We start from the raw sequence: 21,846 nt of genomic DNA, 5'->3' as shown, positions 1-21,846 counted from the left end.
CTCATTGAGTTGAGGTTTGGCGTGCGGATTGTCTCGTTTAAGCAACAAAGTTCTGATTCTGAAGAGTCCTGAAGTGTTTCGTGATGCAAAAGTTACTAAAGTGCGATTAGACTAGGACAAAGCGAACGTGAACCAGATCGCCGATGTTGATCCAAAGTCGTGTAAGTTCACCTTCGCTAGTAACGCGACGAAATAGAGATCAGCGTCAGGAGAATATCCCGCATGACGGATAAACAGAATTTTGCAGGAGCCCGTTTCATGACGGTGGCCGAAGTGGCTGACATGATGCGTGTTTCCAAAATGACGGTTTATCGGCTGATTCACGCAGGCGATCTGCCTGCCGTTCAGTTCGGCCGCTCCTATCGCGTTCCAGAGAACGCTGTGGAATCTTACCTCAGCGCTGCGGCCATTGATCCGCAGCACGGTACCGGTTCATACGGTCGATAGTCCGCGCGATGGTCAGAGCATGGCCGAAAAGCGGGTAATCTATTAAGGAACGTTTAACGTCCGGTCAACCTTGCCCTCTTGCTTTAGTGCAAGCGGAAGCTTAAGGTTGACGCATTTAATTAGTTTGTGAGGAACCATTATGGGCTCTGTTATCAAGAAGCGCCGCAAGCGTATGTCCAAGAAGAAGCACCGCAAATTGCTTCGTAAGACTCGCCACCAGCGTCGCAATAAGAAGTAAATATACTTCGAGCACGTTGCCGCTAGGCAATCATCGCCACCGATTCGCAGTTCACCTGCAAACGGTGGCGATTGCTTTATCCCTACGACCTTGTACGGCCCGCTAGGAGCCGGAACGGCGCAGAATTGAGCGTCTAGCAGCCCACAAGGCTCCAAACACGCCAGCGGCCCGTAGACCGAATTTTGCGGCGCGTTGGCCGGTGCGGAAGTCATAAACCTGCCAGCCACGACGCTTGGCGTAGGAACGTAGACGCGCGTCTGGATTAATGCAGACCGGGTGACCAACTGCTTCGAGCAGGGGAACGTCGTTATAAGAATCCGAGTACGCCCAGGAACGCGAGAGAGAGATCCCGCGGTCTTTGGCCAGCGACCTTACTGCCTGCGCTTTTTCAGCGGCATGCAAGATGGGACTGGCCAACGCTCCGGTGTATAAACCATCCCGGCTTTCCACCACAGTGCCTAATGCGCCGGAAAGTTCGAGACGATTTGAAATGACATTCGCCACTTCTAGGGGAGTGGCCGTGACCAGCCATACCTCCCGACCCACACGTAAATGTTGCCGGGCAATGGCCACCGTTCCGGACCACAGCTTCGGTTCAATGTATTCGTCATAGATTTCATTGCCGATTTGTTCAATATCGGCAACCGGGATGCCACGCACCATCATCAAGGCGCGGTCTCGAATCTGATGGATATCTCCCAAATGTTCACCGCGCGCGGCGAAGCGCAATTGCTTTAACGCGAACCAGAGGATCTCTCGGAACTGAAAGAAGCGATGTTCATGAAGCTTTCGCGCGAGCAAATACAGTGAAGCACCACGCACCAGGGTGTTGTCCACGTCAAAAAAGGCGGCAACGGTTCCTTGAGCCTGTGTCGAGGCCGGCGAGGTGTTGTTATCGATGGAAGGCATTTGATCCAGTTTATTTCATCGTAAAGTTCAAGTGAGGTTACGGCTCGTGAGATTATAGTCAGGTGAGTACATTGCATCAGATTCAGCTGTTAGTTCGTAAAGATTGTCATCTTTGTCATGCTGCAAGAGCGACGGTTGCTGAGGTAACGAGCCGCTTGAACATGGAATTTTCGGAACTTGATATTGACGAGCATCCAGAACTTCTGAGCAAACACCACGAGGAAGTGCCAGTGTTGTTTATCGATGGGCAGGTTCGAGATTTCTGGACCATCGATCCGCAACGGCTAGAACGTCTGCTGAGCAACTAACCGCAGCAGTAAAGAATGACGATGTGTTGTGCTCGAGTAGCCCATTGGAAAGTGCAGGAGAATCAAGATGTCTGAGCTTGAAGCTCGTGTCCTGCCTGAAGCCACATTGGCTCGACTCACACAGTATTTGCGTGCTTTAAATGCTTTAGAAGCTCAAGGCTTAGAGCGCACTAGTTCCGGAGTGCTGGCTAAAGAAGCCGGCGTGAACCCATCGATTCTACGCAAAGACCTTTCATGGCTTGGCTCCTACGGCACCCGGGGCGTCGGCTATGTTGTGCGTGAATTAGCCGAACACATCAGCAGAACCCTAGGCCTGAACCAAGACTGGAAAGTCGCCATCCTCGGCGCCGGTAACCTCGGACGCGCGCTCAGCGGTTACGCCGGATTCACCTCACGTGGTTTTAACGTCAAAGCCATCTTGGACGTGGACCCAGCTCTCATCGGTGAGCCCGTTGGTGCACTACGTGTTGAACCCATCAGCGAACTCGCCACGGTGGTGGCCCGCGAAGAAATCAATATCGCGGTGCTCGCGGTCCCGGGCGATGCCGCCCAAGACTTGGTTGACTCATTAGCGGACCTGTCGGTGCGTTCAGTACTGTCCTTCGCTCCTAAGCCACTGAAAGTTCCAACTGGTATGAACCTGCGCAGGGTTGATCTGTCTACAGAACTTCAGATCTTGGCCTACCTAGCGGTTCAAGGCTAAATCCAAGCAGATAAACCAATAGCGTTGTTCTTTCGTCAGTTTTGACGAAAGAACAACGCTATTTTTGGCTATGGACGAGCTATCGGTTTAGCGGTAGCCAGCGCGACGTGCCATACGACGTTGTGCAATGTATTCCGATGACGGACGCAACCACGCGAAGACTACACCGGCGATGCCGAGCAAGATCCCGATGATGTAGACCGCGTTCAGGGCACCGGCCTCGCTGTCAGCGTACATGCTGATCATCGGCACCGTGGAGAACAGACCGAAGAGCGAGAGTACAGCCAAGATCGTGGCAATGACACGCATGGCTCCGACACCACGGCCAACAAAGAAACCAACCAAGAAGTACAGGATGACCGAAATAACGGCCCCCACCAAAGCAAAGCTGGACAACATGGTGTTGGCCTGTGAAATGAAAGCCTCAGGGCTGCTCATCATCTGCTGCAAGGTAGGGTCCTGAGCCATCTCAGGCGTGGACTGCATTTGTGATTGTAATTCTGGCTCAATCAATGACCACTGCGTGGAAATCATGTTGCCAAACATGTTGGAGGTAGAAATCATCCAACTGGCGATCGCGCCCACGACTCCTGAAAGCAGAATCAGCAAGAAGGAAATCTGCAGAGTCTTCGGACGCTCTTTGGGTGCCTGAACTGCAGCGTAACCGCCCTGATTTGGGTACTGGTTAAAACCAGGTGCCATCGGAGACTGCCCGTAAGGGTTCTGCTGGTACGAGGAAGGCTGTTGCGCGTATGGGTTTTCACCATACGGGTTCGGGGCCGGGTTCTGAGCACCTGATTCCGGGTTATATGGCTGGCCCGGTTGGTTCGGATCGTAGTTGCTCATAATTCATCATCCTTTGGGTCGAATTACCTTTATTACTAAGACTAGTGGCACAGCTTTGTGAGCAAGCCCTCCGAAAGGATGGTTTTTCCATATGGGAATCCCATGCATGCGCTGTGAATAGTTGATGGTGGACACAATATGGCGGTTTCGCACTGAATCTTTGAGACACTGGACTCATGCCTTTAACGACCGTCCATTTGTTGCGCCATGGGGAAGTTTTCAACCCTGACCGTATCCTCTACGGACGGATCCCCGGTTTCGGACTCTCGGAGCTGGGTTTCAAGATGGCTGATGCTGCTGGTGAATTCTTCGCACAGCGTCAGGCCGAGGGAGCCAATGTGGTTCGGCTCGTGGCGTCTCCATTGATTCGTGCGCAGCAGACTGCCGCACCGACCAGTCAAGCTTTGAACCTTCCGATTCATTCTGATGACCGAGTCATTGAAGCCGGCAACAAACTTCAGGGCTTATCCAAGGTTGCTGACCATCTACGCCAGCCAAAGTACTGGCCACTATTGGTCAACCCACTCAAGCCTTCATGGGGTGAGCCTTACGTTCAGCAGGTGCAGCGCATGCGTGAAGCGATGGATGACCACCGTCGTACTGCTGTTGCCGAACACGGTGCTGATGCTGAGGTCATCATCGTGAGCCACCAGTTGCCGATCTGGGTGACCCGACGGGACGCCGAAAATAAGCCGTTGTGGCACGATCCGCGGCAACGCGAATGCACCCTCGCCTCTATTACCAGCTTTGATTTTGACGGGGACGAATTAGTTTCCGTGCGGTACACCGAACCATGCCCCGAGCTATTGGCCGGTGCCGCAAATATTCCAGGAGCCTAAGGAAATGACTAGTCCTGTGCCTAATCCTCGTGATCTGAGCCGACGCACCATGCTGCGTTCGCTGATGGTAGCTGCCGCCATCGTCCCCCTGGCAGCATGCAGTGGCAAGGAAGATACCTTGACCGCACAAGCTAATAGTGGCGATGGCAAAAACTACATCGCTGGCGATGGCGCCGTTGAAGAATACGAAGTTGCCAAACGCAGTGATCCTGTAGAGCTCAAGTCAAAGACGTATCACGGTACTGACGTTGATTTCAGCGATTGGCAGGGCAAGCCAATTGTGATGAACTTCTGGTATGCCGCCTGTGCACCTTGCCGGATTGAAGCACCGGATCTGAAGAAGCTGGCCAACGACTTTGGCGATAAGGTCGAATTCATCGGTATCAATGTTCGCGACGAAGCTGAAGCCGCGAAGGCCTTCGAACGAACCTTTGATCTTCCCTACGAATCAATTCAGGACACCAACGGTGATGTACAGTTGGCCATGACCAAGTACGTGCCACTGCAGGCAGTCCCGTCTACCTTGGTTTTGGACCGTGAGGGTCGCGTTCGCGCGCGAATCATTGGCGCCGTTGAACCTGGCACCTTGAAGTCGCTGATTGACACCGCCCTGACCGAGAAGTTGTGATCTGGACGGTGACTTCTAATCCATTTGCCGACATCGTCTTAGACGGGTCGCTCTTGCTTGCTGCGCCCGTGGCGCTATTGGCAGGTTTGGTATCTTTCCTTTCTCCCTGCGTGCTGCCATTGGTGCCCGGATACCTTGGATATGTCACCGGTCTGACCGGTGCCGATTTGAAAGAGCACCGTCGCGGCCGTGTCGTCTTGGGGATCTTGCTCTTCGTTTTGGGATTCTCGGTGGTCTTCATTGCCGCAGGCGTCCTCTTTAGCCAAGCGACCGCCTGGTTGAGGTTTAACGGTTCCTGGGTCACCCAAATCTTGGGACTCGTTGTTGTGTTCATGGGCATTGTGTTCATGGGCGGATTCTCCTGGATGCAACGAGATCGCAAAATTCACAAAAAACCACCTGCAGGTCTATGGGGAGCACCGGTTCTTGGCCTGACCTTTGGGCTTGGCTGGGCCCCGTGTATCGGTCCAACCTTGAGCGCCGTGTTGATTATGTCGACGGGAACTGATGCCAATGTGGCCCGAGGTACCCTCCTGACGGTGTTCTATTGTCTGGGACTCGGTCTGCCATTCATCCTCATTGCACTGGGATTGCAACGTGGAATGCAGGCACTGGCGTTCTTCCGAAAACACCAGTTGTTCATCATGCGTTTTGGCGGCGCATTGCTCATCGCACTGGGCGTGGTCATGATGACCGGCCTGTGGGGATCATGGGTTTCGGAACTGCAAAACTGGTTTGCCAATGAAGTGAGGTTGCCAATTTAATGGCGAAACAACAACGGAAAATCAAAGGGCACCAGGACGCCCCAGCGCTAGGATTCGTAGGGTTCATGCGCTGGATCTGGACCCAGCTGACCTCGATGCCAACAGCATTGTTCTTGCTATTGTTGCTGGCCGTGGCCGCAGTACCGGGTTCAATTTTCCCGCAGCGCGCATCAAATCCAGAGACGGTCGTGCAGTATCTGGATCAGCACCCTGTCGCAGGTCCTTGGCTTGACCGATTCCAGATGTTTGAGGTGTATTCCTCCGTCTGGTTCTCCGCCATTTACATCCTGCTGTTCGTTTCCCTCGTCGGCTGTATCGTCCCGCGTGTGAAGAAGCACGCTCAGGCCTTGCGCACCCCTCCACCACGTACTCCGGCACGTCTGGACAGGCTGCCACAGTACGCGTCCCATGAAATCCTTGAAGGCGAGTCGGACACTCCCGACGATGATCAGATCATTGATGACTCATTCAAGATTCTGAAAAAACGCGGCTACCGTGTGGAACGTCGTGAAGATGCCAGCGGCCGCTCGGTCTCGGCGGAACGCGGGTACACCCGTGAAATCGGTAACTTGGTGTTCCATATTTCCCTGATCGGTGTCCTTGTTTCTGCCGCAGTTGGTGGCGCATTTGGATACACCGGCCAGCGTGTGCTGGTCGAAGGGGAGACCTTCGTCAACTCGCTGGTTGCCTACGATTCATTCACCCCTGGCACGACTTTTAACGCCGATAAGTTGCCAGGTTATTCGGTGAAGCTGGACAAGTTCGACATTGTTTTTGACCGTGAATCCGAATCACACTTTGGCCAGCCACTAGACTTCACCGCGCATGTTGAGGTCCGCAAGACCGCACAGTCTGAGCCGGAAAAGCAGGACCTGAAGGTCAACCACCCACTGCGCATCAACGGTGCTGACGTGTACCTGGTGGGTAATGGCTACGCACCGGTGATTACTGTGCGCGATGGTAAGGGCAATATCGCTTACTCGGGTCCGGCCGTATCAGTTCCACAGGACTCGGTTTACACCTCGATGTTCGTACTGAAGGTTCCCGACGCAGTCCCGGACCAGCTGGGCTTCCAGGGCTTCTTGCTGCCAACCGCACTGGTTGACGAGAACGGTTTCGGCATTTCGGGCGACCCTAATGCTATTAACCCGCAGTTGCACCTAAACTCCTTCTACGGCGATTTGGGTCTGGATAGTGGTAATCCGCAGAACGTGTTTGTGCTGGATACCGACAAGATGACCAAGCTGAACAGTCGTGAACTCGATACCGGTGGCATCATCCTCGAAGCTGGACAAACCTATGAACTGCCGGACGGTAAAGGTAGCATCAGTTTTGACGATCTCAAGCGCTACGTGGCCTTGGACGTGAACTATGATCCGGGCAAACTTCCTATCGGCATCTTTGCGGCCCTGGCCTTGCTCGGATTGGGAGTCTCATTGTTCACTCCACGTCGTCGAGTTTGGGTCAAGCTGAAGCACGAAGACGACAAGCGTAAGATCGAATATGCATTGTTGACACGTGGCGAAGATCCGCGCCTGGAACGCGAAGCAGCAGAACTACAGAAGATCTTTGACAAGGCTTGGCCACTGGCAAGCCAGGAGCAGAACCAAGGAGCAGTAAATGGGTAACGCTGGGGCATTAGCACCAATTAATGAATCGCTGGGTGAATACAGCCAGCTATTCATGCTGCTGGCAGCCATGGTCTATGGAGTGGTCTTCATTGTCTTTGCCTTGGACCTGGCAAAAACCAACAAGTCGATCTCCGAAATGGATTCCGCAGCGCTCAAGCGCGACGAAGAATTACTTGTTGGAGCTAACGGCGCCGTTGCCGGTGCGGGCCGCAAGCGTCGCGGTGTGGCCGAACGTGCCGATAACATCAGCGATGACATCGTGACCGACAAGATGACCTACACAGAGTTCTCATCCAAGCGTCCGATGGCTCGCATCGCAGTGGTCCTGATGTGGCTGGCCGTGGCTCTGCACGGTTTCGGTGTCGTCTCTCGTGCACTGGCAGCCCACCGCGTGCCGTGGGGCAACATGTACGAGTTCTTGACCACCGGTGCTTTCCTGGTGGCCTTGGTGTACCTGGTGGTGCTGATCTTCAAGGATCTGCGCTTCATGGGAACATTCATTTCTGGTCTCGTGACCTTGATGCTGTGCGCTGCAACCATCGGATTCCCAACACCTGTGGGTCACCTGGTTCCTGCCCTGCAGTCGCCATGGATCGTCATCCACGTTTCCATCGCCGTACTGTCCTCGTCACTGTTTGCCATTAGCTTTGCCATGAACGTACTTCAGCTGATGCAGCACTCGCGTATGAACCGACTGTCCGCTGGACTCAGCGACAGGCTTCCGTTCATGCGTGTTGTTCCCGGTGCTGGCGCATTGGAGAACTTCGCTTACCGTATCAACACCATCGCGTTCGTCATGTGGACCTTCACCGTGATGGCCGGAGCTATCTGGGCTGAAGCCGCCTGGGGCCGCTACTGGGGCTGGGACCCGAAGGAAGTTTGGTCCTTCGTGATCTGGGTTGTTTACGCAGGTTACCTGCACGCACGCGCCACCGGTGGTTGGACCGGTCCGCGTTCGGCGTGGCTGTCGATTGTCGGCTTCCTGTGCGTCGTCTTCAACTTCACTATCGTAAACATCTACTTCAACGGCCTACACTCTTACGCCGGAGTCTAAGTCTTAGACAAAGCTTAAGACGTAATGAGCGATACCCCGCCTCGGCGGGGTATCGCTCATTACGTTTAATTCAAAGCATTCAGAGGAAAGCTACATGGCCCGGAAGTAGCGGTACTTCACGGGGCAAGACTAGGGTCCGGAGACAGAACAGATACTGTCACAAGCCTCTAAAGGTAGTTTCTAGGCCTTCGTATCCGGTGAGTCACTGTCAGTGTCCTCGGACTTGTGGGAGGGCTTCTCAGCGCCCGAAGCGCGATTGGATTCTGGTTCGGATGCAGAATCATCATTCTTCTTATTTTTGGCCTGGGAATTGAGTTCTTGCTCACGAGCCTTGGACTCTGCTTCGCGTTGTTGCTGGCGACGCCAGACTTCTAATTGGCGCAAGAAATCTTCATCGTCGTCGGGAGCCGTTTGCTGTGCGCTTGGCTGATTGGCGGTGCTCGCAGGGCGACCCAGAATGAACCATAAGACTGCGCCCACCAGTGGCAGGACGATGATGACCGCGAACCATGCTGACTTCGGCAAGGAACGCACGAGATGCTTCGGCGCACGGCTGCATTCGATCAAGGTGTAAATCATCAATGCGACCGAAACTACTGCTGCAAATATAAAGAAGCGGACCATGATTCCATTCTAGTGATAATCCTGTTCACAGCTTCATCGGTAGACTTGAAGCTATGCAGTTTCTGAAATATACAGTTCTTCGTCTAGGCATATTCTGCGTGGTGTTCCTAGGTCTGTTCCTTGGCCTGAACTGGCCAATCTTCGTCTCCGGAATTATTGGCCTGATTTTTGCCTTCGCCGTTGCCTACTTGTTCTTCAACAAGCTACGCCTCAAGGCCAGTGAAGATGTGCGTAAGGCTTTCAATAAGACCTCCGCGAATAAGACCAACAAGCAGCTGGCTGAAGAGGCGATCGAGGACGAATACGACGAAGCACAACGAAAGATGCAGCCACCTGCCGAGTAAATACTGGTTGGTGCTTGAACAGTGTGAGCGAGGAAGTCAGCACTGCAGAGTTCAAAGGAAAAAGCCTTGGTTTCTCAGTCCCTAAACGGACTGAGAAACCAAGGCTTTTTGCGTGTGAACGCTTGACGCTAGTTAGAACCACACATCAAGAATGATTGCCAAGGCAAACAAGACTGCATAAACCATGTTCAAGATACCGGTCTGTTTGAGGACCTGTACGAGCTTTGGAAGTTGGGGTTCACGCAGCATGAGCATGGACGGTGCGATAGCTGGGACGAAGGTAATAAGTACCAGCCACATCCAAGGGAAAGTTCCAGTAGATAGCAAGGGCAACAAGATAGCTATCGTGAGCATAACTACGTAGCTGAGTCGGGCGTTATTTTCCCCGAGACGAACCGCAAGAGTAATCTTCCCAACCTCTTTATCAGTGGGAATATCACGCACGTTATTAGCCATCAGCAGGGCGCAACCAATCAGACCCGTACCAATGGCACCCCATAACGAGGTCAGCGTCAGCTCGTTGATCTGGGTGAACGTCGTGCCTAAGGTTGCGACCAGGCCGAAGAAGATGAAGACATAAATATCTCCTAGGCCTCGGTAGCCGTAGGGGTTCTTACCTCCGGTGTACCCCCATGCGGCAAATATCGCAGCCACGCCGACGAGCAACAGTGGCCACGATGCCGAAATGATGACCAGAGCCAAACCGAATACTGCGGCAAGACCAAAGCAACCAAAGGCAACATTGCGCACGTTTTTCGGATCGGTGAGTTTGGAACCGGTCAGACGCAAGGGGCCAACTCGGTCATCGTCAGTGCCGCGGATGCCGTCGGAGTAGTCATTGGAGTAGTTCACACCAATTTGCAGTAGCAGTCCGACCAGCAAGGCGAGAACAAAACGCAACCAATGAATGGTTCCTGTTTCGCCCAGGGCGGCCGCGGTGCCGATAACAACCGGGGCAATGACGATAGGCAAGGTGCGCAGGCGTGCACCCGAAACCCATTGGGAAAGTGTGGCCACTTTCAGTCCTTTCAGGGCAAAAGAAAAATCGTACCCTCTAGTTTCCCGCGATTATGCAGGCAAGGCGAATCGAGACTACTCGTGAACCGCTAATTCATCAATGATCAACCGGCGGTCGAACTTACCATTAGGAAGCAGAGGTAAGCCGTGTGGATAGTGGCGCACATGCTTGGGAACAGCTTCTTTGCCCAGCGTTCGGCGTACCGCGTCGAAGGCATCGTCCGTTTTTGTAGGGCCGGAATAAGCCAGACCGACACTCTGACCCCACTGTGGATCAGGTACGGAGACGACGAGAGTTTGGGTGAAGAATTCTTCGAGCAGCCCTTCAATCTTGGAAGCTGAAAGTTTGATCCCACCGGTGTTGATGACATCATCAATGCGTCCGACGATACTTAGTCTTTGCCCGTCAACGGTGCCTAGATCATCGGTCACGTACCAACGACGTCCTTCGCTATGGACAAAGTGTTCGGCCGTGGCTTCTGGAGCATTGGCATAACCATCGGCCAGCATCGGTCCAGAAACCCAAATGCGTGAGTCATGCTCAGCCAGTTGCACTCCAGGAAGTGCCGTGCCGTTATAAACCAGCCCACCCGAAGTCTCTGAAGACCCATAGGTTTGGAAGATCTTCAGCCCGTGGTGGCGTGCGCGTATCAGCAAGTCTTTGCTGGCGCGGGCGCCACCAAGCAGGATGACATCAAAACGTTTGAGCGTCTGAAGAGTTTCCGGGTCTGGACTATCGAGCAGTCGCGCCAACTGGGTTGGCACCAGTGAGGTCAGTCGATGAGTTTCTACCATCTGGTTGGCTGCTCGGGTGAACTCGGAGGCGGAGAAGCTACCGTCTAGGTCCATGACCACCGGCTTGGTTCCAGCGAACAGGGAGCGCGTGAGTACACTGAGCCCAGCGACATAGTGCACCGGGAGCGCCAATAACCATTGACCTTCAAACCCAAGGAATTCTGCGGTGGCTTGGGCGCTAGAGGCTAGTGCCTGAACGCTCAAGACGGTGCGCTTGGCACGACCAGTAGATCCGGAGGTGCGTACCACGACCATGGGATTTTCGAACCCGGGCAGGTCTTGGTCGTGAAGATACTCAATGCGCCAGCCTGTGCTGGTGGTGTCGTCGGCAATAACTTCCAGTGCCGGTCCGTTGTCATTGGCGACGTTAGCCAATGCGGCAAGCAGTTCTTGATGCAGTGCGTCCATAGAGTCGTCCTTGTGCCGGCGCCGCCGCTTAGAAGTAGTAAGGGTAGTCGGACCAGTCGGGGTCGCGTTTGCCTAAGAACGCGTCGCGTCCTTCTACTGCTTCATCGGTCATATACGCCATACGAGTGGCTTCACCGGCGAAGACCTGCTGTCCAGCGAGCCCGTCATCGGCCAGATTGAAGGCGAACTTCAGCATACGAATGGCCTGTGGGGACTGCTTGGCAATGTCCGCTGCGTATTCCAAGGCAACTTCTTCAAGCCGCTCGTGGTCCACCGATTCGTTGACAGCGCCCATGCGGACCATATCGTCTGCGGAGTATTCACGGGCGAGGAAGAAGATCTCACGCGCGGTCTTCTGTCCCACCTGGCGGGCCAGCAGCGCGGAGCCGTAACCGGCATCAAAAGAACCTACGGTGGCGTCGGTCTGCTTGAACTTTCCGTGTTCCTTGGAAGCGATCGTTAGGTCGGAAACCACGTGCAAGGAGTGTCCACCGCCAGCGGCCCAACCGTTGACGACGCACAAGACAACCTTCGGCATGGTGCGCATCAGGCGCTGTACTTCAAGAATGTGCAGACGTCCGGCGCGGGCGGGATCGATCGATTCACGGGTCTCACCCTCGGCATAGCGGTAGCCGTCGCGCCCGCGAATACGCTGGTCACCGCCGGAGCAGAACGCGTGTCCTCCATCCTTGGGCGAAGGACCATTGCCGGTGAGTAGCACCGTGGCAACATTGCTGGTCATGCGCGCATGATCCATGGCTCGATAAAGCTCATCCACGGTATGTGGGCGGAATGCGTTGCGTACCTCGGGGCGGTCAAAGGCGATGCGCACCGTTGGTAGATCACGCAGGATGTTGCCTTGGGCATCACGTTCTACCTGGCGGTGGTAGGTGATGTCGGTGAAATCGAATCCTTCAACCACGCGCCAACGCACGGGATCAAAGACATCGGAAACCTTCTGGGGCACTGCGGAATTATTCTGGCTACTCACCCTATGAATGCTAGTCGGTTTCCGCCCGATCTCTAAGAATCTGAAAATTCCTGTAGCCTTCGACTTTATTATTGAACGAATGGTCGGTAAGTTTAGGTGTTGAGGATCACTGAACAGTTTTGGCCAAAGGAGCACAAATGACTGAAGCATATCTCGTCGGCGGGACCCGTACCCCGGTAGGACGCTACGGTGGAGCGCTCAGTGCAGTGCGCCCCGATGATCTAGCCGCGCTGACCATTCGGACTCTCGTTGAAGAATCTGGCATCGATCCGTCAGCGGTTGATGAAGTCATTCTCGGTAATGCAAACGGCGCGGGGGAAGAGAATCGCAATGTCGCTCGCATGGCTTCATTGCTGGCCGGTCTGCCGGTGAGTGTGCCGGGCATTACCGTCAATCGTTTGTGTGCTTCTGGAATGAGCGCCATTACGATGGCTAGCCACATGATCAAGGCTGGTGCTGCGGACGTGGTGATCGCAGGTGGCGTGGAGTCAATGTCTCGTGCACCATGGGTCATGGAAAAACCGGATAAGGCTTTTGCTAAGCCCGGAGCGGTATTCGATACCTCCATTGGCTGGCGCTTCACCAATCCACAATTCCTCTCTGGTGAGCTCTCCCGTGATGGCAAAGCGACCTTCTCCATGCCAGAGACTGCCGAGGAAGTGGCGCGTGTTTACGGAATCTCCCGCGAAGACTGCGACCGGTTTGCGGTTGATTCTCATGCCAAAGCCATAGCTGCGATTGACGCTGGGCATTTCAAAGATGAAATAGTGCCGGTGACCGTAAAGCATCGTAAGGGCGAAACCATCGTAGATACTGATGAAGGTCCGCGCCCTGGAACCAGCATGGATGTTCTGTCCGGGCTTCGGCCAGTGGTTCGTGGCGGCGAAGTCGTTACTGCCGGGAACGCGTCCTCGCTTAATGACGGGGCCTCGGCGATTCTGGTGGTCTCCGAACGGGCCCTGAAGAAGTACTCATTGAACGCTCGCGCCCGAATTGTTGACGGACAGTCTGCAGGTCTGGAACCAGAGATCATGGGTATGGGACCGGTGCCGGCCACTAACAAGGTTCTTGATCGTGCCGGGCTAACGATCGGTGAGCTCGGAGCCATGGAGATCAATGAAGCCTTTGCAAGCCAATCCCTGGCCAGCATCCGTGAACTTGGGGTGGACCCACAGATCGTGAACCGTGACGGTGGAGCGATTGCGCTAGGACATCCTTTGGGATCAAGCGGTTCGCGAATTGTCATCACCCTTTTGGGCCGGATGGAACGTGAGTTGGCAACAGCAGAGCGTAAGCTCGGCGTGGCTACCATGTGTGTTGGCGTTGGGCAGGGATCTGCCATCTTGCTGGAAGGGGCCTAAAGATGGCGAGTTTCGAGACCGAGTTTCAAACGCTTCTTGCCAGTGAAACCGAGGACCGGCTGTGGATTCGGTTGCATCGCCCGGAGGTGCGTAACGCCATTGATCAAACCATGGTCGATGAGCTGCATGCCGTGTGTAGTTATCTAGAAAAGAATCCGAAAGTTCTGATCTTGGCAGGGACTGCCAGCCAAGCACCCAGCGATCAGAATCCAAAGGGGGCTAAGGGAATCTTTGCTTCCGGCGCGGATATTTCACAGTTACGTGAGCGTCGCCGTGATGACGCGCTCGCCGGAATCAATTCCGGGATTTTTGACCGTATCGCCAAACTACCTATGCCGGTGATCGCAGCTCTCGACGGGTTCGCTCTAGGTGGTGGTGCCGAGCTGGCTTACGCGGCAGACTTCCGTATTGGTACCCCAGAATTGCGCATGGGTAACCCCGAAACCAACCTGGGCATCATGGCAGCAGCCGGGGCAACCTGGAGGCTCAAAGAGCTCGTAGGCGAGCCCTTGGCCAAGGAAATCCTTTTGGCTGGCAAGGTGCTTACCGGTGAGCAGTGCTTGGCAGCAAACCTGATTACCGAGTTGCATCCTGCGGCAGAGCTAGAACAAGCTGCAAATGCGTTGGCAGATCGCATCGCGTCACAAGACCCATTGGCCGTTCGGATCACCAAATCGGTATTCCATACCCCGCGCGAAGTCCATCCGGTGATCGACACCCTTGCGCAAGGAATGCTCTTTGAATCGCAGGCTAAGTTTGACCGCATGCAAGATTTTCTTGATCGAAAGAAGAAGTAACTATGAGTGCAAGTAACAGCATCGCATCAGGTCAACTTCCACAGAATAGTGGTGTGCTCGGCGGTGGCCGCATGGGTGCCGGCATCGCCCACGCGCTACTCATCAGCGGCAGTACCGTTGTGGTCGTTGAACGAGACGAAGCCTCCGCACAAGCCGCATACGAACGAGTTTCTGAGTCCGTGGACAAGTCCATCGCGCGTGCCGTGGTCAGCGAGTCCAAAGATCAGCTGATGCAGCGTTTCTCGGTCAGTACGGATTATGCGCAGTTCGCTACCGCGCAATTGGTGATTGAAGCGGTGCCGGAAATTTGGGAACTGAAAGTTTCCTCGCTCCAGGCCGTAGAAAAGGTGCTGGATCCCAATGCTGTGCTGGCATCAAATACTTCCTCACTCTCGGTCAGCGGGTTGGCCAAAGAATTAGTGCGACCGGGTAAGTTCCTTGGATTGCATTTCTTCAATCCGGTGCCGGCATCAACGCTTATTGAAGTGGTTATCGGTGAACAGACCGACGAAAACTTGGTCGAAGCATCGCGCGGTTGGGTCCAGGCCCTGGGTAAGACTGCTGTGGTGGTTAACGATGCTCCAGGCTTTGCTTCCTCGCGTTTGGGGGTGGCTATCGCATTGGAAGCCATGCGCATGGTGGAAGAAGGTGTCGCCTCGGCTGAAGACATCGATAACGCCATGGTGCTCGGATATAAGCATCCGACAGGCCCACTGAAAACTACCGATATTGTCGGATTGGATGTGCGTCTGGGAATTGCCGAATATCTTCATGAGACCTTGGGGGATCGGTTTGCACCACCGCAGATCCTCAAAGACATGGTGGCCCAGGGCAAATTAGGCCGTAAGAGCGGTCAAGGGTTCTACTCCTGGTAAATCGCAGGTAGCCTGACACCAATAGGACAGTCCCCGTCGGAGCAAAGGTTCCGGCGGGGACTGTCCTGCGATGAGCTACTAGAACAGGTGCCCTAGAAGGGAAGCAAAGAGCTCATCAGGATCGTTGGATAGTCCCTTGGAGGCGAACCAATCACACAGGTTCACACAATCGCGATGAAGGAAGTCCATTCCTTGCGGGTTACCGGCCAGATCGACACACTGCGGTACATCAATGACGACCAAGCGCTCGCCGGAAACCAAAAGGTTGTAGGCAGAGAGGTCACCGTGCGCCACACCCAAGCTAGCGAACTTTTCCAAGGCTTCGGTGAGCTGTTCCCACAGTGACGGTAGGCGTGGGTCAAAGCGCGAGAGCTGCTGAAGGCGTGGCGCTGCGGTCAATGGATTATCCGGGTCAGCAATGAACTCCATCAAGATTTCGGTGCCATCAATCTGCACCGGATACGGAACCGGAATGCCAGCGGCATAACACCGCAACAGGTACGTCCATTCAGCATTAGCCCACTGAAGGGCGGCGATGTCCCGACCATACGTGGAATTATTGCGGATAGCTCGATTATCTCGGGATCGCCGGGCCGAGCGACCGTCACTATAGGCTTGCGAGCGGCTAAATTGCAGGTGCTCGCGGGAACGATAGCGTTTGGCAGCCAGTAGGCTCTTGCGTTCGGCAGTGGCCCGTTCAAGCAAAAAGACATCGCCCTCTTTGCCCGTCTTGAGGATGCCTAGCTCGGTGTCAATGGCCGCTGCATCCTCGATCAACCACACTGGATAGGGTTGCGGACCGCGCAAACCCTTCTCGACGAATGGCCAGGTGGAGTACCGTTGGCCGGCAGGAGGCTCATCGGGCGCAGACTCTTTCCAAACGGGCTTACGCTTGAGGAATTTGAGTTGACTGTCGTTGTCAGCGAAGTCAGAAGTGATCAGCTGTGCGCTGGTGGATTTTTCTCCAGCTGGAAAATGCATTGGGGGAAGTCCTTAGAAAGGGAGATACGTGACTGGGAACGGCGGTAAACAATCATCGTTACCCCTCCTTCAATAGACTGATTGACATTTGCCAATGGCTGTAACTCTACATTAGAGAATTGGTGTGTTGCAATGGGTCTATGGGCCAAATGGTGAACTATCAAAAGCAATCCGGGGACTTGTCATGGGCAGGGGCTGTCAACGCACGACATATCTGCGGCGCTTTTTACCGCATGGGCCGTCATGAATGGCTCAGCGCCTCAGGCTGGGAACGCATGCGCGAGGACGGCATTACTAAGGTGATCGACCTACGTAACCCGCAGGAGATTCACCGGCGCGAATATGACCCTGAGGTGCCCGCGGCCAGTCTATCCGGCATAGAACTGGTTAACCTTCCGCTGGAAACCGCTGGTAATCCACGATTTGAAGCTATCGCTGTGCCTTATATGAACCACACGGGCATGTACCAACTGGTTTGTGAGGAGTTCGGCGGGCACGTGCGTGCAGTATTTGAGAACTTAGCGTCCTCCCAAGGCTCTACTGTCATCCACTGCTCCGCAGGGCGCGATCGCTCCGGGCTCATCGCCACACTCTTACTTGACCTTGCTGGACGTAGGAATCAGATCCTGGAGCATGACGAGTTGGCCGTGCGGGGCATTAACGAATGGCACCGAGTTTCGCCACGAAAGCATCCCTACGAGAGTTACCAGCAGGAGGATGAGCTACAGGCAATTATTTCCGAGCGTGCCGCAGCGCTTGAGGAATTCTGCGACTGGATCGGAACAGCGAGTTCGTACCTGCTAGGCCAGGGGATGAGTGAGCATGCCATTGAGCGGTTGCGTTCGCTGACCAAGAGCAGTTGATGTATTCCTGCCCTATCTCCCATAACTTTTGAATGGCGCTAGGCGCGAAAATTACGCCGCGGAAGATTTGGGTGTCCTCCGTCACGATCTTGCTGATAAGGTTAACGGTAATACTGACCGACCGTTCAGGAAGGAATTGTGTCAATGTCGACAAAACAGATCAGCGTAGTCCCAAGCTTCATCGCAGGACAATGGTGGACCCCCGCCGCCGCGGGCGGAACAGAAGTCCGAGATGCTAATACCGGCGAACTACTTGCCACAGTCACCAACGACAAATTAGATGTCGCGGCTGCCGTGCACTATGGCCGTAGCACCGGGCAACAAGAACTAGCTAAGCTCTCCTTGCATGAGCGTGCGCTCAAGCTCAAGGAGCTAGCGCTGTATCTGAATGATCTACGAAAAGACCTCTACGAGGTCTCTTTTAAGACCGGCGCCACCAAAATTGATTCCATGGTGGATATTGATGGCGGCATCGGCGTGCTCTTCACCTTTTCTTCCAAGGGTCGTCGCGAACTACCCAACAGCAACGTCATTCTTGATGGACCCAGCGAGCCATTGAGCAAGGACGGCTCATTTGTGGGCACCCACATCTACACTGCAATGAGTGGTGTTGTGGTTCAGGTCAACGCTTTTAACTTCCCTGTCTGGGGCATGCTCGAAAAATTCGCCCCAGCCTTTATTGCCGGCGTGCCGACTATCGTGAAGCCGGCAACTCCAACGGGCTACCTCACCGAGGCTACCGTCCGACTCATGCTTGAATCTGGAATTCTTCCAGAGGGGTCCTTGCAGTTACTTTCCGGCTCGGCCCGAGACCTCATGGATCACCTGGACTATCGCGACATGTTCGCCTTTACGGGTTCGGCTGCCACCGCCAGTAAGCTCAAGTCTCATCCAAACGTCATTGATGGGGGAGTGAAGTTCGCGGCAGAAACTGACTCGCTCAACGCTGCAATTCTGGCGCCGGACGCGGTGGAAGGTAGCCCAGAATTTGAGGCCTTCGTCAAAGTCGTGGTGACCGAGATGACCTCTAAAGCTGGCCAGAAATGTACTGCTATCCGTCGAAACATCGTCCCTGCTGAGCTGGTTGAGCCAGTCATCGCTGCTATCGGAAAACGCATTGACGAGCGAGTAGTCATTGGTGATCCACGTGTTGAGGGCGTAAACATGGGTGCGCTGGCATCTTTGGAACAGCTGGCGGATGTACGCTCGGCGGTTCAAGACATGATCGACGCCGGTGGCGAGCTGGCCTATGGTCGTCTGGATGCCCCTGCGGTACGCGTGGCTCCTGAAAAAGACGCCGTGGCGGAGTCAGGTGCGTTTATGTCTCCCGTTGTTCTTCGCTGGGCAGATGCGCGCAATCCACTCGTGCACTCTCGCGAAGCCTTCGGACCAGTCAGTTCTGTGATCGGTTACGAGAACCTTGAAGAAGCAGTGGAACTTGCTGCAATGGGCTCCGGTTCATTGGTCGCCACCGTGTGCAGTAATAACACTGACAGCGTGCGCAAGCTCGCTTTGGGTATTGCTGCCCACCATGGTCGCGTGCACATCCTCAATCGAGAGACCGCTCGTTCAACGACCGGCCATGGCTCGCCGGTGCCTCATTTGGTCCATGGCGGTCCAGGTCGAGCCGGCGGTGGTGAAGAACTAGGCGGAATTCGATCGGTCAAGCACCACATGCAGCGTACCGCCGTACAGGGCTCACCCAACATGTTGACGGCGCTCAGCGGGGTCTGGCATACGGGGGCCGAACAGCGTTTGGCAGGTTGTGAAGAATTCGGTGGGGAAGCGAAATACACTCACCCATTCCGGAAATCACTGGCCGAATTGCGCGTAGGCGACGGCTTTGCCTCCGACTTACGTACTGTGAATCTGGAAGACATCAGCGAGTTTGCGCAGAAGACCGGTGATACGTTCTATGCGCATACTGATGCTAAGGCAGCAGAAGCTAATCCGTTCTTCCCTGGCATCGTCGCTCACGGCTACCTCTTGGTGTCTTGGGCAGCTGGCCTGTTCGTTGAGCCAGCTCCGGGGCCGGTATTGGCCAACTATGGATTAGAGTCCTTGCGCTTCATCACCCCTGTGGCCGCAGGAGACGCGATTCGCGTGACACTCACGGCCAAGAAGATCACGCCTCGTGTCACCGACGAATATGGTGAAGTCGCCTGGGATGCCATCTTGCACAACCAAAATGGCGAAATTGTCGCAACCTATGATGTCTTGACTCTCGTGGAGAAAGAAGACGTCACCTACGCCAACTTCCAGAGCTAATCGATAGTCCTTTCACGGGTGGATACCGCGCATGCGGTATCCACCCTTTTCTTATGTTCAGAGCAGCATTTTTCTCTCCAAAACATCGTGGAAGCGTTTCCATCTCTGACGTGTTCTTTGAGATTCCGAAAAATTATTTCGTTGATATAGGCGTGTAGATTCGCGCATTTAAGGTATTTACAGAAATTTACTTGTTGGTTTACCTTAGGAAAGCGTTTACAGTTATGTCGCAGGTCACACGTTGATGGGGAGCGTGTGGTTGAGCGATATCGACGCAGTCGCGTCGTTCGATCGCAGCCCAATCATCACATCGAAGGAGCTTTTCTGTGGGACTCTTGTCATCGCGTGCTAACCCAACACAACGACGAAAAGGTACAAAGATTGCCAAACCAGCCGCAGCTTTGGGAGCCTCCCTGGCTTTGCTTGCTGCCCCGCTGTTCTCTGCACCTGCCCAGGCTGCTACCCCGTCCAATGACGGGAAAGACGTTATCCTCAATTTGTTCCAGTGGAACTGGAATTCTGTTGCGCAAGAGTGCAAGTCATCCATTGCCCCCGCAGGTTACGGCTATGTGCAGGTTTCCCCTCCGGCCGAGCATTTGCGCGGCACAGCATGGTGGACCTCGTACCAACCGGTCAGCTACAAAATTGATTCGAAGCTAGGTAACCGTGAAGAATTCTCTGCCATGGTCAAAAGCTGCAATGATGCAGGGGTCAAAGTGATAGCTGACGCGGTGGTCAACCATATGACCGGTGCTGGACAGTCGGGAACAGGAACCGCCGGATCGCCCTTCTCAGATGACAATTTTCCAGAGTACTCGGCACAAGACTTCAATGACTGCCGCACCAACATCTCCAACTACTCTGACCGTTGGCAGGTGCAGAACTGCCGCCTAGTGGGCCTACAGGACCTCAAGACCTCAAGCAGCTACGTTCAACAGAACATCGCCGATTACCTGGATGATCTCGTTTCACTCGGAGTCTCAGGATTCCGCATCGATGCTTCAAAACACATTCCAGCAACGGATCTCGAAGCCATCAAGTCCAAGATGAAAAACCCGGGCGTCTTCTGGGTGCATGAAGTCATCGGAGCGTCCGGAGAACCAATTCAAGAAACCGAATATCTTGGCAGTGGTGACTCTCATGAGTTCGACTATGCCCGCCAGCTCAAGCATGATTTTGACGCGCAGATCGCCAACTTACGCTTCATCGGTGATGGCAAACTCACCAGCGACCGTGCCGGCGTCTTTGTGACCAACCACGACACCGAACGTAATGGCGAGTCCATGAACTACAAATGGGGTGCCAAGTACCTATTGGCCAACGTCTTTATGCTTTCCTGGCCTTATGGGTCGCCCACCGTGTACTCAGGGTTCACCTTCACCGACAAGGAAGCCGGTGCACCTGGTGCGAGCGATGCTTCCGTGCCAAACGCAAACTGCGATTCTTCATCCTGGACCTGCGAGCAGCGCCAAGACGAAATTACCGGCATGGTTGGATTCAACAATGCTGTGGGAGACGCTGCGGTTGGTAACTGGTGGGACGACGGGAGCAACCAAATCGCTTACGGCCGAGGCAATAAGGGATTCGTAGCCATTAATAACACTGGGTCTGCCACCACCCACGAATACACCAGCGCTCTGGCGGCAGGAACCTATTGCGATGTGGTTGCTGATGGGGATTGCTCAAAGACTATAACCGTCGGTGCCGACGGAAAGTTCACCGCGACCCTGCCAGCCTACGGTGCTCTTGCATTACACGTCGGTGCTCTCTCCGATGGCACCGGTGGTGGGACGGAAACCCCAGATCCGACTGAAGGCTCAGCCGATGTTAGTGTGGCAGTGACTGCTGAAACCGTCATGGGGCAGAACATCCGCATCGTTGGCAATCAGCCAGAACTTGGAAGTTGGAATCCAGCTAAGGCAGTTCAGTTATCTGCCAAGAATTACCCCAGTTGGACTGGGACGGTTGATCTGCCGGCCGGCACCCAATTTGAATACAAGTACGTCAAATGTGACCAAAGCGGCAACACCGTGTGGGAATCGGGAAGCAATCGCACCGCCACGGTGAAAGCCGACGGCTCTCTCAAGCTGGCTGACAGCTGGCGTAACTAGGCAACAAAAAAGTGTTCCCGGCACAATGTCGGGAACACTTTTTG

23 protein-coding genes are annotated in these 21,846 nt (G+C 54.5%); 16 read left to right on the top strand and 7 right to left on the bottom strand.

Features of this window, described 5'->3' with window-relative positions:
• Nucleotides 1-222: 222 nt before the first annotated feature.
• Nucleotides 223-447: a helix-turn-helix domain-containing protein gene (locus QMQ05_RS12215; protein WP_022874253.1), complete on the top strand. Its 225-nt coding sequence runs from the start codon at nucleotides 223-225 to the stop codon at nucleotides 445-447.
• Between the two features lie 139 nt (nucleotides 448-586).
• The gene (locus QMQ05_RS12210) at nucleotides 587-685 is read left to right on the top strand and encodes a 30S ribosomal protein bS22 (protein ID WP_005504750.1); all 99 of its coding nucleotides are present in this window, start codon (nucleotides 587-589) and stop codon (nucleotides 683-685) included.
• 102 nt (nucleotides 686-787) lie between these two features.
• Here QMQ05_RS12210 and QMQ05_RS12205 read toward each other — a convergent pair whose 3' ends face one another.
• On the bottom strand, nucleotides 788-1,594 hold the full coding sequence (locus QMQ05_RS12205; protein WP_345470366.1) for an HAD family hydrolase: 807 nt from the start codon (nucleotides 1,592-1,594) through the stop codon (nucleotides 788-790).
• Nucleotides 1,595-1,656: 62 nt separating this feature from the next.
• On the opposite strand from QMQ05_RS12205, the gene QMQ05_RS12200 reads away from it, so the two are divergent.
• Both QMQ05_RS12200 and QMQ05_RS12195 read left to right on the top strand, forming a co-directional pair.
• A complete protein-coding gene (locus QMQ05_RS12200) occupies nucleotides 1,657-1,902 on the top strand; it encodes a glutaredoxin family protein (RefSeq protein ID WP_074439761.1) in 246 nt (81 codons plus the stop codon).
• Nucleotides 1,903-1,969: 67 nt separating this feature from the next.
• On the top strand, nucleotides 1,970-2,605 hold the full coding sequence (locus QMQ05_RS12195; protein ID WP_345470364.1) for a redox-sensing transcriptional repressor Rex: 636 nt from the start codon (nucleotides 1,970-1,972) through the stop codon (nucleotides 2,603-2,605).
• 87 nt (nucleotides 2,606-2,692) lie between these two features.
• Here the strand turns inward: QMQ05_RS12195 and QMQ05_RS12190 are convergent, their stop codons facing one another.
• The gene (locus tag QMQ05_RS12190; protein ID WP_345470362.1) at nucleotides 2,693-3,451 is read right to left on the bottom strand and encodes a hypothetical protein; all 759 of its coding nucleotides are present in this window, start codon (nucleotides 3,449-3,451) and stop codon (nucleotides 2,693-2,695) included.
• A 176-nt stretch (nucleotides 3,452-3,627) separates the two neighbouring features.
• Between QMQ05_RS12190 and QMQ05_RS12185 the strand changes: the two genes are divergently transcribed.
• The 5 genes from QMQ05_RS12185 to ccsB all read left to right on the top strand — a co-directional run bounded on the left by QMQ05_RS12185 (nucleotide 3,628) and on the right by ccsB (nucleotide 8,367).
• A complete protein-coding gene (locus tag QMQ05_RS12185) occupies nucleotides 3,628-4,290 on the top strand; it encodes a histidine phosphatase family protein (protein ID WP_345470360.1) in 663 nt (220 codons plus the stop codon).
• 4 nt (nucleotides 4,291-4,294) lie between these two features.
• The gene (locus tag QMQ05_RS12180) at nucleotides 4,295-4,918 is read left to right on the top strand and encodes a TlpA family protein disulfide reductase (protein WP_345470358.1); all 624 of its coding nucleotides are present in this window, start codon (nucleotides 4,295-4,297) and stop codon (nucleotides 4,916-4,918) included.
• Nucleotides 4,919-4,926: 8 nt separating this feature from the next.
• A complete protein-coding gene (locus tag QMQ05_RS12175) occupies nucleotides 4,927-5,682 on the top strand; it encodes a cytochrome c biogenesis CcdA family protein (RefSeq protein ID WP_345470356.1) in 756 nt (251 codons plus the stop codon).
• A 65-nt stretch (nucleotides 5,683-5,747) separates the two neighbouring features.
• Entirely contained in the window at nucleotides 5,748-7,310 is a 1,563-nt protein-coding gene (gene resB, locus QMQ05_RS12170; RefSeq protein ID WP_345470354.1) for a cytochrome c biogenesis protein ResB, read from the top strand.
• On the top strand, nucleotides 7,303-8,367 hold the full coding sequence (gene ccsB / locus QMQ05_RS12165; RefSeq protein WP_345470352.1) for a c-type cytochrome biogenesis protein CcsB: 1,065 nt from the start codon (nucleotides 7,303-7,305) through the stop codon (nucleotides 8,365-8,367). Before resB ends, ccsB begins: the two co-directional genes overlap by 8 nt.
• A 180-nt stretch (nucleotides 8,368-8,547) precedes the next feature.
• Here the strand turns inward: ccsB and QMQ05_RS12160 are convergent, their stop codons facing one another.
• Complete coding sequence (locus QMQ05_RS12160) at nucleotides 8,548-8,991, bottom strand: PLD nuclease N-terminal domain-containing protein (RefSeq protein ID WP_345470350.1); 444 nt, start codon at nucleotides 8,989-8,991, stop codon at nucleotides 8,548-8,550.
• 98 nt (nucleotides 8,992-9,089) lie between these two features.
• Here QMQ05_RS12160 and QMQ05_RS12155 point away from each other — a divergent pair, with 98 nt between their 5' ends.
• Nucleotides 9,090-9,335 carry a DUF4229 domain-containing protein gene (locus QMQ05_RS12155; RefSeq protein ID WP_345470348.1) on the top strand — a complete coding sequence of 82 codons (246 nt, stop codon included), beginning with the start codon at nucleotides 9,090-9,092 and terminating at the stop codon, nucleotides 9,333-9,335.
• A gap of 132 nt (nucleotides 9,336-9,467) precedes the next feature.
• Here QMQ05_RS12155 and QMQ05_RS12150 read toward each other — a convergent pair whose 3' ends face one another.
• The 3 genes from QMQ05_RS12150 to QMQ05_RS12140 form a co-directional block, all read right to left on the bottom strand.
• Nucleotides 9,468-10,352 carry a 1,4-dihydroxy-2-naphthoate polyprenyltransferase gene (locus QMQ05_RS12150; protein WP_345470346.1) on the bottom strand — a complete coding sequence of 295 codons (885 nt, stop codon included), beginning with the start codon at nucleotides 10,350-10,352 and terminating at the stop codon, nucleotides 9,468-9,470.
• A gap of 75 nt (nucleotides 10,353-10,427) precedes the next feature.
• The gene (locus tag QMQ05_RS12145; protein ID WP_345470344.1) at nucleotides 10,428-11,555 is read right to left on the bottom strand and encodes an AMP-binding protein; all 1,128 of its coding nucleotides are present in this window, start codon (nucleotides 11,553-11,555) and stop codon (nucleotides 10,428-10,430) included.
• A gap of 28 nt (nucleotides 11,556-11,583) precedes the next feature.
• On the bottom strand, nucleotides 11,584-12,546 hold the full coding sequence (locus tag QMQ05_RS12140; RefSeq protein ID WP_345470342.1) for a 1,4-dihydroxy-2-naphthoyl-CoA synthase: 963 nt from the start codon (nucleotides 12,544-12,546) through the stop codon (nucleotides 11,584-11,586).
• Between the two features lie 137 nt (nucleotides 12,547-12,683).
• Between QMQ05_RS12140 and QMQ05_RS12135 the strand changes: the two genes are divergently transcribed.
• The 3 genes from QMQ05_RS12135 to QMQ05_RS12125 are packed head-to-tail and all read left to right on the top strand — an operon-like array spanning nucleotide 12,684 to nucleotide 15,579.
• Nucleotides 12,684-13,907 carry a thiolase family protein gene (locus QMQ05_RS12135; protein WP_345470340.1) on the top strand — a complete coding sequence of 408 codons (1,224 nt, stop codon included), beginning with the start codon at nucleotides 12,684-12,686 and terminating at the stop codon, nucleotides 13,905-13,907.
• A 2-nt stretch (nucleotides 13,908-13,909) separates the two neighbouring features.
• On the top strand, nucleotides 13,910-14,704 hold the full coding sequence (locus QMQ05_RS12130; protein ID WP_345470338.1) for an enoyl-CoA hydratase/isomerase family protein: 795 nt from the start codon (nucleotides 13,910-13,912) through the stop codon (nucleotides 14,702-14,704).
• Between the two features lie 2 nt (nucleotides 14,705-14,706).
• Nucleotides 14,707-15,579, top strand: coding sequence for a 3-hydroxyacyl-CoA dehydrogenase family protein (locus tag QMQ05_RS12125; RefSeq protein WP_345470336.1), 873 nt, complete (start codon nucleotides 14,707-14,709; stop codon nucleotides 15,577-15,579).
• A gap of 78 nt (nucleotides 15,580-15,657) precedes the next feature.
• On the opposite strand, the gene QMQ05_RS12120 is transcribed toward QMQ05_RS12125, so the two are convergent.
• Nucleotides 15,658-16,560 carry a serine protein kinase RIO gene (locus QMQ05_RS12120; RefSeq protein WP_345470334.1) on the bottom strand — a complete coding sequence of 301 codons (903 nt, stop codon included), beginning with the start codon at nucleotides 16,558-16,560 and terminating at the stop codon, nucleotides 15,658-15,660.
• 149 nt (nucleotides 16,561-16,709) lie between these two features.
• Between QMQ05_RS12120 and QMQ05_RS12115 the strand changes: the two genes are divergently transcribed.
• The 3 genes from QMQ05_RS12115 to QMQ05_RS12105 all read left to right on the top strand — a co-directional run bounded on the left by QMQ05_RS12115 (nucleotide 16,710) and on the right by QMQ05_RS12105 (nucleotide 21,802).
• Entirely contained in the window at nucleotides 16,710-17,423 is a 714-nt protein-coding gene (locus QMQ05_RS12115; protein WP_345470332.1) for a tyrosine-protein phosphatase, read from the top strand.
• Nucleotides 17,424-17,567: 144 nt separating this feature from the next.
• Nucleotides 17,568-19,691, top strand: a complete 2,124-nt coding sequence (gene paaZ / locus QMQ05_RS12110) for a phenylacetic acid degradation bifunctional protein PaaZ (protein ID WP_345470330.1) — start codon at nucleotides 17,568-17,570, stop codon at nucleotides 19,689-19,691.
• 326 nt (nucleotides 19,692-20,017) lie between these two features.
• A complete protein-coding gene (locus QMQ05_RS12105; RefSeq protein ID WP_345470327.1) occupies nucleotides 20,018-21,802 on the top strand; it encodes a carbohydrate-binding module family 20 domain-containing protein in 1,785 nt (594 codons plus the stop codon).
• The last annotated feature ends 44 nt before the right edge of the window (nucleotides 21,803-21,846 follow it).

Origin of the sequence: Glutamicibacter sp. B1 (assembly GCF_039602135.1) — a bacterium.
GTDB classification, from domain to species: Bacteria; Actinomycetota; Actinomycetes; order Actinomycetales; family Micrococcaceae; genus Glutamicibacter; species Glutamicibacter ectropisis.
The sequence above is the reverse complement of the archived record's forward strand: the minus strand, read 5'-3'. Positions and strand labels throughout refer to the sequence as shown.